This window comes from Paraburkholderia caffeinilytica, from assembly GCF_046030355.1.
GTDB lineage: Bacteria > Pseudomonadota > Gammaproteobacteria > Burkholderiales > Burkholderiaceae > Paraburkholderia > Paraburkholderia caffeinilytica_B.
In genome coordinates this window covers 61,780-75,480 of record NZ_JAQQCQ010000019.1, presented here as the reverse complement: position 1 = coordinate 75,480, position 13,701 = coordinate 61,780, and the positions used below count along the sequence as shown (strand labels likewise).

At 60.2% G+C, this 13,701-nt stretch carries 9 protein-coding genes; 2 read left to right on the top strand and 7 right to left on the bottom strand.

What is annotated here, in order from left to right:
- Positions 1-399 precede the first annotated feature (399 nt).
- The 4 genes from PQQ95_RS25610 to PQQ95_RS25595 all read right to left on the bottom strand — a co-directional run bounded on the left by PQQ95_RS25610 (position 400) and on the right by PQQ95_RS25595 (position 5,680).
- Positions 400-1,608 (bottom strand): aminotransferase-like domain-containing protein, encoded by a 1,209-nt coding sequence (locus PQQ95_RS25610; protein WP_408442180.1) that lies wholly within the window; start codon positions 1,606-1,608, stop codon positions 400-402.
- 123 nt (positions 1,609-1,731) lie between these two features.
- A complete protein-coding gene (locus tag PQQ95_RS25605) occupies positions 1,732-2,904 on the bottom strand; it encodes an NAD(P)/FAD-dependent oxidoreductase (RefSeq protein WP_408442179.1) in 1,173 nt (390 codons plus the stop codon).
- A gap of 156 nt (positions 2,905-3,060) precedes the next feature.
- Positions 3,061-4,560, bottom strand: a complete 1,500-nt coding sequence (gene amaB / locus PQQ95_RS25600; protein WP_408442177.1) for an L-piperidine-6-carboxylate dehydrogenase — start codon at positions 4,558-4,560, stop codon at positions 3,061-3,063.
- 277 nt (positions 4,561-4,837) lie between these two features.
- Entirely contained in the window at positions 4,838-5,680 is an 843-nt protein-coding gene (locus PQQ95_RS25595) for an HTD2 family dehydratase (protein ID WP_408442175.1), read from the bottom strand.
- Positions 5,681-5,942: 262 nt separating this feature from the next.
- Between PQQ95_RS25595 and PQQ95_RS25590 the strand changes: the two genes are divergently transcribed.
- Positions 5,943-6,761 (top strand): 2OG-Fe(II) oxygenase, encoded by an 819-nt coding sequence (locus PQQ95_RS25590; RefSeq protein ID WP_408442172.1) that lies wholly within the window; start codon positions 5,943-5,945, stop codon positions 6,759-6,761.
- Positions 6,762-7,249: 488 nt separating this feature from the next.
- Positions 7,250-9,175 (top strand): FUSC family protein, encoded by a 1,926-nt coding sequence (locus tag PQQ95_RS25585; RefSeq protein ID WP_408442170.1) that lies wholly within the window; start codon positions 7,250-7,252, stop codon positions 9,173-9,175.
- Between the two features lie 128 nt (positions 9,176-9,303).
- Here the strand turns inward: PQQ95_RS25585 and PQQ95_RS25580 are convergent, their stop codons facing one another.
- The 3 genes from PQQ95_RS25580 to PQQ95_RS25570 all read right to left on the bottom strand — a co-directional run bounded on the left by PQQ95_RS25580 (position 9,304) and on the right by PQQ95_RS25570 (position 13,575).
- Positions 9,304-9,576 carry a hypothetical protein gene (locus PQQ95_RS25580; RefSeq protein WP_408442167.1) on the bottom strand — a complete coding sequence of 91 codons (273 nt, stop codon included), beginning with the start codon at positions 9,574-9,576 and terminating at the stop codon, positions 9,304-9,306.
- Positions 9,576-11,963, bottom strand: a complete 2,388-nt coding sequence (locus tag PQQ95_RS25575; RefSeq protein ID WP_408442164.1) for a DUF6531 domain-containing protein — start codon at positions 11,961-11,963, stop codon at positions 9,576-9,578. Before PQQ95_RS25575 ends, PQQ95_RS25580 begins: the two co-directional genes overlap by 1 nt.
- A gap of 1,237 nt (positions 11,964-13,200) precedes the next feature.
- Positions 13,201-13,575 carry a DUF6984 family protein gene (locus tag PQQ95_RS25570; protein WP_408442161.1) on the bottom strand — a complete coding sequence of 125 codons (375 nt, stop codon included), beginning with the start codon at positions 13,573-13,575 and terminating at the stop codon, positions 13,201-13,203.
- Between the last annotated feature and the right edge of the window lie 126 nt (positions 13,576-13,701).

The window sequence follows — 13,701 nt, the reverse complement described above, 5'->3', positions numbered from 1 at the left end:
TTAGCCCAAAGCCAGCGGCACTCCCCATTTAACATTCAGCCATGTTTCAGGAGTTTGACCGAAATATTGGACGAGTGGGATTAAATCATTAGAACGCCCATCCACTTGAGGTAGCGGATTGAAATTAAACCTTAAGCAGGCGAAGGAGCAGCAGCATACAAGGCGGCGCATGCGACTGCTGCCGCCCTGAACAGGTGCAGAACAAGGAAGAGCCTGTGAGCATAGTCATAGTCCAGTTCGGCCGTGTGCGGGCTTACGCTGCTTTACCGGATCGGGATGGTTATGCTAAATGCCCGCGATTTAGCGTCTGCATAAAAAACCCGGCTACGCACTATGTGCTCACCGGGTTATTTCAGGCATTGCTCTTACCGCTTTACCGCCAATGCCACGTTAGCGTGATCAAAAGCGTGCGAGCGCCTGCTTCATTCTCTGGACGCCGGTTTCGATTTCGGCTACGCCGGGCGCTGCGAATGACAGGCGCAGTGCCGTCAGATCGATATTATCTTTATAGAATGCGACGCCAGGCACGAACATGACGTTGCGTTCAATACAGGCACGCAGTGTATCGGATGCATTCTGGCCACCCTTCAATTGCGCCCACACGAACATGCCGCCGTCAGGACGATGAAACGCAATGGCGTCACTCAAATGCGCATCGAGCGCGTCGCACAGCGTGCGGCATTTCACGGCGTAGGCGTCGATGATCCGCGGCAGATGACGCTCCAGCGCGCCGCTCGCGAGGTATTCGGCGGCGATCGCCTGAGTCCATGGCGAACTGCACAGGTCGACGGTCTGCTTGGCAACCACACAACGGCGCAGAATTTCCGCATGCGCGACCATCCAGCCGACCCGCAAACCCGGCGCAACGATCTTCGACAGACTCGAAAAATGCACGACCCAGTCGCGTGAACCGGGCACCTGATCGCTTAACGCCAGCAGCGATGGCAACGTCGCGCCGCTGAAACGCAGATCGCCATAGGGGTCGTCTTCGACGATCAGAAAATGGTGACGCGCCGCCAGCTTCAGCAACGCCATGCGGCGTTCGAGCGACAAGGTCGCGCCAGTCGGATTGGCAAAGGTCGGCACGGTGTAGAGCAACTTTGGCGGCCGCGCCAATCTGCCTGCTTCGGCGCCCGTTTCGAGCAACGCGGCGAGCGCGGCGACATCGAGTCCGTCCTGATCGACCGGCACGGTCACCACCTCGGCCTCCTGCAGCTTCAACGCCTGCAAGGTCGCCGGATAGGCGGGCTGCTCGACCAGCACCACGTCGCCGGGCGCGACCATCACGCGCAGCAGCAGATCGAAGCCCTGCTGCGATCCGGTCGTCACGAGCAATTCCGGCGCCGTGCAAGGCGTGCCGCGCCGTGTCATCAAATGCGCGAGTTGTTCCTTGAGGACGGCGAGACCGTCTGTCGGGCCATATTGCAGACAGAGCGTGGTCTGCTGCGACGCACGCGCTGCCGCCGCATCCAGACCTTCGCGATCGAACAGATCGCTCGCCGGGTAGCCGCCGGCAAACGAAATCATGCCGGGTTGCGCCAGATACCTGAACAGCTCGCGGATCGGCGAACCGGTCGGCGCTTCGAATGCGGGATTGAACGTGAACATGATGACGGGCCGTTTATCTTGTCGATGGAAGAACCGCGTCGATTGTGGCCGTCGTCCGGGTGGGCGGCAAACGATATCTACGCACCACGTATTGCGTTTTCCGCATCACCTCGAACGTGTGGGCTAAACCACGTTCTTCTCCACGATCGGCCGGTTTTCGAGTACGCGAGTGAAGCCTAGCGAGCCGAGATCAAGCGTCGTGTAGCGGCCATGCAGAATCAATTCGCTGATGCCGCGGCCGGTTGCCGGGCCCTGTTGCAAACCGTGCCCGCTAAAACCGTTGGCAAAAATGCAGTTATCGACGTCCGGGTGGTAGCCGATGATCGCGTTCTGATCGAGCACGTTGTATTCGTAGTAGCCGGACCAGCAGTTCTGCACGCGCAGCGCCTCGAATTGCGGCACGCGATGCGCGAGCGTCGGCCAGATCACGTCGTCGAATAGTGCGTGATCGACTTGGTCGAGCGGTAAATCGTCGGGATCGTTATCCGCTGAGGGTGACGTACCGCAGATGAACGCGTTGCCCTCAGGCCGGAAATACACACCGCTCGGATCGATCAGCAAAGGACACTGCTCGAGCCGTGCAGGCGATGTGACATTGAAGATGCTTCGGCGCCGTGCAAATACCGGAAGATCGATGCCGGCCATCTGCGCGACGTTGCGCGACCAGGCGCCCGCCGCGTTCACCACCACGTCGCAGGCGTAGCGTTCGCCATTCGCGGTTTGCACTTGCGTCACGTGTTTGCCGTCACGATGCAGCGCGGTGACGTCGGCGGCAATGTAGCGCGCGCCGAGCGCCTGTGCTTTCTTGCGCAGCGCCTGCACGAGGCCGTAACCGTCGAACCAGCCCTCCCCGCTTTCACCATAAGCGCCGGCAATGAGGTCTTCGGTATTAAGCCAGGGCAAGCGCGCTTGCAACGCGTCTTTGTCGAGCAAACTGATATCGGCGCCAAGACGCTTTTGTAGCGCGTGATTCTCACGCAGCGTCGCCTCACCGGCGGGCGTAGCGAGAAACAGATAGCCGCCTTCGTGCAGATCGATCGACGGTTTCGCGCCGTCGATTTCGAGCCGCTCGCCGATCGCGCGTAGAAACTCGATGCCGAACAGCGACATCTGAATGGAAAGCGGCGTAGAGAATTGTTGGCGAATGGATGCCGCCGATAACGCCGACGACGAACGCGCATACGTCGGATCGCGTTCGATCACCGTGACGTTGACCGACGGATCAGTAAGCCGCAAAAAATACGCAATCGAGCTGCCGATCACCCCACCGCCGACGATCACGACTTTGGAACTCACGTCTTACTCCACGAGTAGCGTGGCCGCTCTGCAACGGCTGGCGGCGCAATTGGAATGCTGGAAGAAGGTGTGAACAGCGGCGCGTGAATGCGCCGCTGCTTTCTGCTGAATGCTCTACCGCTCAATTGCTTTTTTGCCGTACGGCCGCTGGCCGGATCAGCCGATATTGAAGTCGATACCCTGCGCGAGCGGCAACGCCGACGAGTAGTTGACCGTGTTGGTTGCGCGGCGCATGTAGGCCTTCCACGCATCCGAACCCGACTCACGACCGCCGCCGGTTTCCTTCTCGCCACCGAACGCGCCGCCGATTTCCGCACCGCTCGGCCCGATGTTCACGTTGGCGATGCCGCAGTCGCTGCCCGAGTCGGACAGGAAGCGTTCAGCTTCGCGCAGATCCGTCGTGAACACGCACGACGACAAACCGTGCACCGCCGCGTTGTTCGCTTCGACCGCGTCCGCGAAATCCGAATAGCGCAACACGTACAGAATCGGCGCGAAGGTTTCCTTCAGCACCACGGCCGTTTGCGACGGCATTTCGACGATGGCCGGGCGCACGTAATAACCGCCTTCATGGCCCTTCACCTCGACGCGCTCGCCGCCGAACACCTTGCCGCCCTCGGCCGTAGCCTGCTGCAGCGCTTCCTGCATGCGAGCGTACGATTGCTTGTCGATCAGCGGTCCCATCAGCGTGCCCTTTTCGAGCGGATTGCCGATCGGCACCTTGCTGTACAGCTGCTTCAGACGTTCGATGGTCTTGTCGTACACGCTCTCGTGCACGAACAGACGCCGCAGCGACGTGCAACGCTGCCCCGCCGTACCGACTGCCGAGAACAGGATGCCGCGCATCGCGAGTTCGTGATCCGCCGTTTGCGCGACGATCCCCGCGTTGTTGCCGCCGAGCTCGAGGAGCGAGCGGCCAAAGCGCTTCGCCACTTCAACGCCGACCGTGCGGCCCATTTCCGTGCTGCCCGTTGCGCTGACGATCGACGCACGCGGGTCGGCCACCAGTTTCGCGCCGACATCGCGGCCACCGTTGATCAATGCGGTCAGGCCGGCCGGTGCATCGCCGAATTCCTTCAAGGCATCGCTGAGAATCTGGTTGACGGCAAGCGCGGTCAACGGCGTCTTCTCCGACGGCTTCCAGATCACCGCATTGCCGCACACCAGCGCCAGCGCCGCATTCCACGACCACACCGCCGCCGGGAAATTGAATGCCGAAATCACGACGCACGTGCCCATGGGATGCCAGGTTTCAGCCATGCGATGGCCCGGGCGTTCCGAGGCGATCGTCAGACCGTACAACTGGCGCGACAGGCCGACCGCGAAGTCGCAAATGTCGATCATTTCCTGCACTTCGCCCAGCCCTTCCTGCAGGATCTTGCCGGTTTCGAGCGTGATGATGCTGCCAAGCGCCTGCTTCTTTTCACGCAGACGATTGCCGAGCAGTCGCACCAGTTCGCCGCGGCGCGGCGCCGGGACGTTGCGCCAGGCCGTGTAGGCCTCTTTCGCATTGGCGAGGGCCGCGTCGACTTCCGCCACCGTGTTGCTGGCCACACGGCCGATGAGTTCGCCGGTAATCGGCGAATGAACCGCGATGTCGCCGGCCTGCGCCGCGTGGGCGATGCCGAGGTCGGCGAGGATGGTGGAAGCGTCCATGAGAATCCCTTTAATTTCCGATGCGAAACAAGAGTAAGTTCGGAAACTATACACGCGGGATTTTATGGCGGCAAGGGGATTTGCCCGGACTGCCTGACTGACCGGGCTGGAGGGGCTTGTGAGCTTGATACGTCGCGGGGATGGCGCGGCGTCTGGGCGTGCCGCGGGTCGCCGTCGCCGACGTCCGGGCAACGCGGCGCGGCCTGCCCGATCGTTTCTTATTGGAAATTATTCGGTCCGGCCTCGAGTTTCGAGTTTCGCGTTTCGAACCAAACGCTCAAGCAAGCGCCGCTGTTGCCCGCATCGTCAGATAACCTTCATGGTCCTTGGCCCAAAGGTCGATGGTCTTGCCGTCGGCGGACGGTTTGCCGCATACCGCGAAAGGCTGACCCGCAAAGGTCGGCCTCACCGCCTTGAACGCGAAACTTTGCAGCGTCGCATCCGGTTGCTCACGACGCACCAGATCGACCAGAAGCGTCGCGATCAGCGGCCCGTGCACGATCAGTCCCGGGTAGCCTTCCACCTCGGTCACGTACGGGTAGTCGTAGTGAATGCGATGGCTGTTGAAGGTCAGCGCGGAGTAGCGGAACAACATCACGGCGTCCGCATCGATCGTGCGGCTCCACGTTTCGCCCTCGGGGGCGAGCGCCGCTTGCGGTGGTCGGGCGCCCTCCTGTGGCGCATCGCGATAGACAATGTCGTGCTCTTCTTCGAGCCTCAGTTCGCCGTCGACCTCGATCGCGTGCTGCACCGTCACGAACATGAGACGACCCGAGCGGCCAGTCTTGTCTTCGATATTGGCGATGGTCGACATGCGTTTCGCATGCTCGCCGATTTTGAGCGGCGCATGGAACGTCAGGCGGCCACCGGCCCACATGCGGCGCGGCAACGGCACCGGCGGCAGAAAGTCGCCGCGTTTCGGATGACCGTCCGGACCGACCTCGGACAGTGGCGCGATCGGCAGAAAGTACAGCCAGTGCCAGAGCGGCGGCACCGTATCGCCACGTTCTTCCCGGTCGAGGGTGGCAGCCATTGCCTGCAGCGGAAAAACGGTGATGTCGTCTTCGGTCACCGCCTCCTTGTTCAGCCAGTCGTCGAGTTTCTCCAGCGAAGCAGACATGGGCACAGTCTCCAGGCACATTGATTGGACAAGTAGGGTTTTACTATGAACCTCGCGGCAGGTTTCGCGAAGTTTGCATTTTCGAACCAGGCCTTCGCTTTTACTTAAGATGCCCCGCGCGCCCACGTGGCGGATTGGAGCGGCCCGGCGCGGCGCGCGCCATAACGATACGGGAATTGGAGAGCAAGAGTCGGAGTGCGGGACCGTCGGCGCGTCCTTACACTGAGTCATCGTTCGATGAATCGCCTTACGGAAAATGCTCATGAATACGGTCGCGAAGGATCTGCAGTCCCTGACGCTGGAACTGGAGCCGGGTTTCGAACCCAGACTGAAACACGCCGGCGCACGCGAGGCAGGCTCCAGCACCATCACCGGCTCGCTTACGCAGCGCATCGACGCGATCGACTGGTTCGATGTCGAGGAAGAACTGAATGGCTACGGCTGCGCGATGCTGCGCAATCTGCTCGGTGCGCAAGAATGCGATGCGCTGACCGCGCTTTATCCGCGCGACGATCTGTATCGCAGCCGCGTCGTGATGGCGCGGCACGGTTTTGGTCGCGGTGAGTACAAGTACTTCGCGTATCCGCTGCCGCAATTGGTGGCGGAGTTGCGCGCCGAACTCTATCCGCACCTCGCGCCGATCGCGAATCGCTGGAACGAAGTGATGAATATCGACGTCCGCCATCCCACCGCGCACGGCGAATTTATCGAACGCTGTCATGCCGCCGGTCAGTTGCGTCCCACGCCCCTGATTCTTCAATACGCCAGGGACGACTACAACTGCCTGCATCAGGATCTATACGGCGAGCACGTGTTTCCGCTTCAGGTCGCGATTCTGCTCTCCGAGCCGGGCGAGGACTTCACGGGAGGCGAATTTGTCATGACGGAACAGCGTCCGCGCATGCAGTCGCGCACGGAAGTCGTGCCGCTCCGCAAGGGCGACGCCGTGGTGTTTGCGGTTCATCACCGGCCGGTGCAGGGCACGCGCGGCGTATATCGGGTGAATTTGCGGCACGGCGTGAGTCGCCTGAGGTCGGGCCACCGGCACACGCTCGGGGTGATTTTCCACGACGCGACCTGATTGCGCGGTCCGCACAGTATCCGTCCATCTCAACGGGACGGGACACGCCGCCAGGCCACGGACAGTTCCGTCTTGCCCTCACCTTCGGCTGAGAGGAAGTCCCTCGGTCCACCCGACGAGGTAACCGACCGGCTTCCTCGACGCAGCCGTACCCGACCCGCGATCCTTACCGGCAGGGTTATCAGGCGCCGTGCAGTCCCAGCCCCACCGCGCCGACACTGCTGCGCCGCCGCAAAAATTCGACAAGCGCAATTTTGACCCGGTATCATCCGGGAAAACCCGAATCCGCCGCATGCGCTGCGCCACCCTTTGCAGCGCGTGCGGCGTGCCTGTTCGTGGGTTATCGCCCGTCGTCGGACGGGGCTTTCAGCCGGTGATCCCGGCACGGCAGCCCCATTCGGCGATACGAAGGTGGCGGGCTCGCACGCCCGCCCTGTCGCAATCGGCCAAAAGCCGATGGCGGCCATTTAGCCTGGATATCATCGATCATGATTGCTGTCGCGTTTTCGCGCGTCGCCGACCGCCTGCTGGTTGCGGACCCGGGACTCGTGCGTCTCCATACCGCTTTGCGCGTTGCGCTGGCCTGTCTGCTAACCGGCATCGCCAGCATCGCGTGGACCGTCTTTCATCACCAGCCGATTACCCTCGCCGCGCCCGGCATCCTCTTCGCGATGGTGGCGCCCTTGTTCGTGCGCGATGCACAGCGGCCTGCGTGGTTCGGCACACTGTTCTGTCTTTATCTCTGCGCCGGCGCGTGCTTTGCCGCAGCGAGCGTGCTGAGCCGCTATCCGCTCGCCGGGGATGCCGGTTTTCTGGCCGTGATGTTCGTCGGCATGCTGGTCCAGGCGTGCGGTCCGCGCGCGCTGGGTTGCGCGATGCTGGGCGTGGTGTGCTTCTACCTTGGGCTGTACCTGCATCCTTCGTCCTTGCATCTTGGGCAATCGATCTTGCTGTCTGTGTTCGGCCCGCTGATGGTCGTGCTGGCCGGCCGTGCAATCGTGCCGATGCGCGCGGCCGCCAGCTTTCGGCTCGCCATTCACACCGTGACGTTGCGCGCCTCGCGAGTACTCGCCGCACCGGGCGCGACGCATCTGTCGGCACTGAACGAAGCCGCGCTCTCGCTTGAAGAACAACTGGCGCTGCTGAATCCGCCCGATGCCGCAACGATTCGTGAGCGGATCGTCGAAGTTGAAGTCGCAGCGGGACAACTCGCGTTTGCTTCGGCAACGGCATATGGCGGCGCTCATGCAAGTGCCGACGTGCTGCGTCGCGCGATTGTGCGGCTCAAGGCGATGGCGCATCGGAGTGGTGTGCGCGGTGCATCGCCTTTGCCGGTTAGCGCGGCGAGCGCTCAGTCCGCGGTTCGATGGTTTGCCGACTTGCGCACCAGGCTCTGCTGGTTGCCCGCTACGCGCGCCACAACGGCTGCCTTTCTCGCGATGCTGATTGGCCACTCGCTGTCTCCCGAGCGCTGGTTCTGGGCGGTCATCACGACGTTCGTGGTGTTTCTCGGCACGCGCTCACGCGCTGACACGGTTTATCGCGGCGCTCAGCGTCTCGCGGGGACGCTGGGAGGTGCGGTGGTCAGCATGGTGCTGGTCGCGCCGTTGCACGACTCGCCCGTGTTGCTCGTGGCTGCCATGGTGCTGTGCGTGTTCGGCTGGGCATACTACATCCTGAGTGCGTATGCGCCGGGGGTGTTTTTCATTACCGTGCTCGTCGGGCTCGTGTACGGCGAGCTGGGTTTCGCAATGGGACCGCTGGTCGAGTTGCGGATCGAGGAAGTGCTAGTGGGTTGCCTCGTGTCGTTTGCGGTTGCGATTCTGATGATGCCGCTTGCGGCGACCCGGCACGTCGAGACGAGGCTTGGCGCTGTGCTTGGCGCACTGCGCGAAGTGGTGAGGCTGGCAGGCTCTACTGCTCAAGCTCAAACATCCGGGACGGCGCCGGTTATGCGCCAGCTCGATCGCACCTGGCATGATCTGCGGATCGCGCTGAAACCGCTGCAAACACAGCGCGTGGTAGTGTGGAATCCCGATATCGAACTGGCCACCGGTTCGCTGCTGTGTTGTTTGCACTGGGCACGGGTATTGATGAGTGATCCTTCGCGACGCGGCGCGTCATCGCAAGATGTGGCGCTGAATGCGGCGGATGTGGGCGCTGCGCATGTGGAAGCAATCGTTGCGCGGCTGGATTCGTTGATCGCCCGGTATAGCGGTGATGTGGTGGAGTCTGCACGTGACGGGTTGGACGACCGTGCGCCGGTGAGTGCCGCCGTTGGTATCGATCCGGAAAAGGTGCCGGCGCTCGCTCAACTCGACGACGCCGTCGCCCAGTTGTTCGATCGGCTGACACAGCCGGTTGCCAGAACGCGGAGCGTGTTCAATTGGGCGCTTAGGGGGAGGAGCGCGTAGGCGGTGGGGAGGTTGGATTTTGTCTGCTTATGGTGTTGGGAAGATTGATGTGTGCGATTCACACATCTAAACATATCGTTGTGACTTGACCGAACATCATTCGGTCAAGTCATCAAACCTCTGACCACTTACTCTTCTGACGGTCTATCGGTTGGCGCCTCCGTAAAAGTCATGTATTGCTTGATGTCTGGCTGACCTAGCGCGATCGTGTTCAGTAATCCAACTCCAAGCTGTCGCGCGAATTCATCGTCCAGCTTGAAATCTTGTTCATCGGCCATCACGACGCCCATTCTCCCGGCGACGAGCGGGGCAAGATCGTTTGGATCAACGGTGTACACGATTAGTTGCTGTAGATTTTCGTCGTAGGTCAAAACCACGGAATACGGCGGATGTTTAGCCATCAATACCCTCTGCACTCTTGATATCTTTCGAACGCTTTTGCTCTGCACAAAGCGAGAAAACGCTTATTCCTCGGACCGGCAAGCGTAGTGCACACGTCCTGATCGTATTCGAATTGGTCGTGGCACTTACTTTCGTGATCTTCTCGACCGCCGCACTTTACCATTCCACCGTCTCCGCTTCCGGTTCCAAAAAGCGTGCTATAAAGCGTCGCTCTCTTCGCAGAACTGGTCAGATCCGGTACAAGCACAGGATACGGGACCTGCGCCTGATCGCCCAGCATCAGTTCCGTGGACTCACTCCACGTCGGCAGTGTTTCGCCCAGTTCGTCTCCGAATAGCTTACCTGTCGGCTTCGCCTTCCACGCCATGTAGCATTCAACGCAGATTTTTGGAACGAAAGCGTCAGCATCGGACTTGAGCCCTGTGAGATTCGCAGACGGCGCAACAGGATCGTTACCGAGTTCCCAGTTGCTCAGCCACACCCCGAGTTCGGCATCGCTGATTGACTGCGGAGCACCACCATTCGTTGATACTGTCGCTGTACGCGTCGATACCGGGCCACTTGCAGCGTAGTCGTAACGCACCACCAGCGTGCGTGCGAGTCCGCCGTTCACCGCCCCTGCTTTCTCTTCGTACCTGAAAACAGACACGCGTCCGCGCACGTCGTAACTGACAGTGGCCTGACCGCTGTTGCCCGCTATAACCGTTGCACGATTCGCGGCATCCCGACTGAGCGTTCGCATGGCCCAGCCCGACACGGCATCCCGTGTCGTTGCAATATTGCCTCTTGCGTCGTACGTGTAGGTCCAGTCTTCGGTCTTCGCACCATTCCGGATGACCGTCGCGGCCATAAGACGGCCCACACCGTCGTACTGTGCGCCGACCGTCATCTGGTCGCCGGTTCCCGTCGCCTGAAGCCCCTGCTCGCCAGTCAGGTCGGTCGTCCCCTGTTCGGCATAGCCGGTAACATTGCCTTGCGAGTCGTAAACAAATGCACGCACCTTACCTGGCGTAACGACCAGATGCGGGCGCAGCGAACTGGCATCGCTGTACTCAATCGTCGTTACCGTCGTTTTTCCTGCGGCGGTCGCAACCGCCTTTGTTGGCCGGTTGGCGCTGTCCCACGTGTACTTCGTGCCCCCGTCAGGCGTTGTTTTCTGCGTCAGATTTCCTGCGGCATCCCACGCACGGGATACCGTTCCATCCGGCGTGGCGACTGAACCCGGGCGCCACGCGTCAGGAAAACTGAAGCTATATGTACTTGTGCCGTACATATCGCTGAGCGTCGTCTTTCCCGACACGTCGTAGCTGAATGAGGCATTACGCGTCGTGTCGGGATAACTGACCGACATCACCCGTGCGTTCGCGTCGTAGGTCCAGGTTGCTGTCTTCGATCCGGATTCGTCCTTTACGCCCGTCAGTGCATTGGGAAAGCGGGCGTCCTCGTACAGATACTGACGGATGGTGCCGTCGGGATGGGTTACAGAAGCAAGATTCCCCTTGCCGTCGTACGCATACCGTGTGACATTGCCGGATGGATCCACCATCGCAACGATGCGGTCGCTGTCGTCATACTGAAGATTGATCCTCAGAGAGTCCGGCCCGACGTTATCGACAGCAAACTCGAGAATCGACGACATCCGCCCCCTGGAATCAAACAGGAACTTGCGCAGCGTGCCCGTACGGGTCGTTTCAGAGTACAAGCCGAACTTGGTCGAGTAGGCTTCCGTCGTACCCAGGAGTTCATCCTTCAGGTAGTAGTAACCGTCGTTGCCATTGGTCAGCGAGAAGCCGCGATTTCCCAGCATGGTCCACGCATTGCCGTTCCACCTGAATGTCAGCGGTCGCTGGTTACCCCGATAGATGACGATCTGCGGCGTGCTCGCGTTGAGCGCCGTCACATCAATCCTGCGTTGCCAGTTGTTGACCCAGTTGCTCCCCATCGCCGTCTGCGTGGTGTCATAACGCCTCGACAGATAGGTCCGTCCAAAAGTAAGCGGGAGCGTATCGCCACTCGCAAAGTCGGTCTCGGAGAGCGTGACAATGCCCTCTGCCGGCAATACCGGATCCGATACCGGACAGGTATCTTCTGGCGAAGGCGGGACTGGTGCACCGGCGCAATAATCCTGTATCCAGTCCTGGGCATTCGGACAGTTGTAGTAATTCATGCTGCTGAACGGGTCGCCCGGACCTCTGGACATGGGTGACGTGCCAGCCACCTGGATAGCGCAGGTGCGGGTCCCGGGAATCCCAAGGGACTTCTGATACGTCTGCATGCATTGGGTGTAATCCGCTGCATTGACGTGAGCAGCGCTCAGCAGCAGGGAGAATGCGGCGGACAGGTGGACGAGGCGCCGCACGATGCTGTGGTGTTTCCACGCTTTCATGGTTCTCCTTTAATTGTTGGTTTTGCCTTTGAAGGCGCGACCACTCTTAAAGAAATTGGCACTCCCGCCCATCCGACAAATCCTAAATTTATGGAGTCTTGTGTTGGGACAAAGCAATGTGCCCAGCCTCTGACAACGCGCGTAGGAAAGTGCGCAGCCCAGAGTCAGGACCAACGGACATGGACATAGGCAACGGGACAGTGGAACAAGTGACCTGCAAACAAAAGGGCGACCGGAGTCGCCCTGAAGGTTGTTGCAAATGCGCGGGTGATAGGGGCGCGCACAAAACTTAACTGCAAGGCCGCCACCGCAAGCGCGACATTCTGGCCTCTAGTTGTCCACAGAATTTGTTGGCAAGGCGGTGGATAAATCTCTCCCCGCAGCGCTTAACCCCGTGCCATAAGGCTTTGCGGGCAATGTGGGTGGAAATTGAGCGCTCCGCACACGCCGCCAAACATCGTTCCCCCACGTTTCCCCACACACTGCGGTGCGGGGAAACTGCTTTTCCCCTCAACGGGAAAGGGCTGACATATTAGGCATGTGTTTTGTAAAGCACTCAAGCTAACGGCGATTCAGGTGCCGCCTCTACAAGTCACTTGTTGAGGCAGAAAGCTGACGGGTTGGTTGTGCACGCTGCGGTGCACACACGATGGGGAACGCGAGGAACATTCCCCACGATGCGTGATGATCGGGCTACAACTCCCGGCGCTCTCCGTCTTCTGTGACAGGCCAGGGCGCACGACAGCACGGGTCTTCAAGCACCGGAATGTTATTGAACGAGCACCCGTCGTATGCGACGCCAGCATGCCGCATACGCAGTTCATCGCATAACATGCGCTTGTGCTCGGGATGAAGAACCAGCTCAACAGGTTCCTCGCCCCGATGCTCTTTCAAATACCGGTAAAGCCCATCCGTGATAAAGGCGCAGGCGCACATGCCTGGATGGAAACTCATCGTCATAAATCACACCCCATGATTTTTGCGGGTCGCGCTGCCGCTTCTGCCGGTACCAGCATGATCGCCTTCGGCGCATGCTTTCGCGCGTGGCACAGGTCATGGTCAAGCTGCATCCCCAGCCACAGGTCAGCGCGCCGCACCGTTCGATGTGCAGGACGGGCGCCCGTAATGCTCGATTCAAGGTGCCTCTGTCAAAGAGGACGAGCACGACCTGATCACGTTTATGGCGTCACGTGCATCCGCAAAGAGGCCCGACTGCGCGCCCCTTTAAAGCACTGCCTCAGCGTTTCTGAATCGGCAAAGGTTTGGGGACTATCTTCAGTGTTGTCCAGTTGGGACCCTGAAGACCTCCATCGCCCCACCGCAAGAATTCAAGTTCCAATAGCCGATTACCCGGGTCAGCGAATAACAGAACACAAACTTCTGCGCCGTCAGCATCGTCCACCCGCCCTTCAAATGGGAAAGTATGTTGCCCAATATGATTGGGACGTTGGTAACCTTCAATATGAAAAAGAACTAGCGACCCATCCTCAAGGGTCGGCTCCGCACGAGCTTTTTCCAGATCTGACAGGAGTCTGTCCCTGTCTTCCACAGTAAGTCGGGACGCGATACCGCGAACAAAATCCCTCTCATGTTCAGTCAGTTCACGAGTCATTATTTGATCACAAAAATTGTTCCAACAGTTACGTGTCCGTCCGCGTGCGTGTATGCCCTGAACTCGACAGGTAGTCCGTCCACGGTGATCTGTTGAATCGTATTCGTATTGGGAAGCATATCTGAC

Coding starts and splice junctions, on each gene's coding strand:
- PQQ95_RS25610 (WP_408442180.1), bottom strand. CDS start 1,608: ATGTTCACGTTCAATCCCGCATTCGAAGCGCCGACCGGTTCGCCGATC.
- amaB (WP_408442177.1), bottom strand. CDS start 4,560: ATGGACGCTTCCACCATCCTCGCCGACCTCGGCATCGCCCACGCGGCG.
- PQQ95_RS25595 (WP_408442175.1), bottom strand. CDS start 5,680: ATGTCTGCTTCGCTGGAGAAACTCGACGACTGGCTGAACAAGGAGGCG.
- PQQ95_RS25590 (WP_408442172.1), top strand. CDS start 5,943: ATGAATACGGTCGCGAAGGATCTGCAGTCCCTGACGCTGGAACTGGAG.
- PQQ95_RS25585 (WP_408442170.1), top strand. CDS start 7,250: ATGATTGCTGTCGCGTTTTCGCGCGTCGCCGACCGCCTGCTGGTTGCG.
- PQQ95_RS25580 (WP_408442167.1), bottom strand. CDS start 9,576: ATGGCTAAACATCCGCCGTATTCCGTGGTTTTGACCTACGACGAAAAT.
- PQQ95_RS25575 (WP_408442164.1), bottom strand. CDS start 11,963: ATGAAAGCGTGGAAACACCACAGCATCGTGCGGCGCCTCGTCCACCTG.
- PQQ95_RS25570 (WP_408442161.1), bottom strand. CDS start 13,575: ATGACTCGTGAACTGACTGAACATGAGAGGGATTTTGTTCGCGGTATC.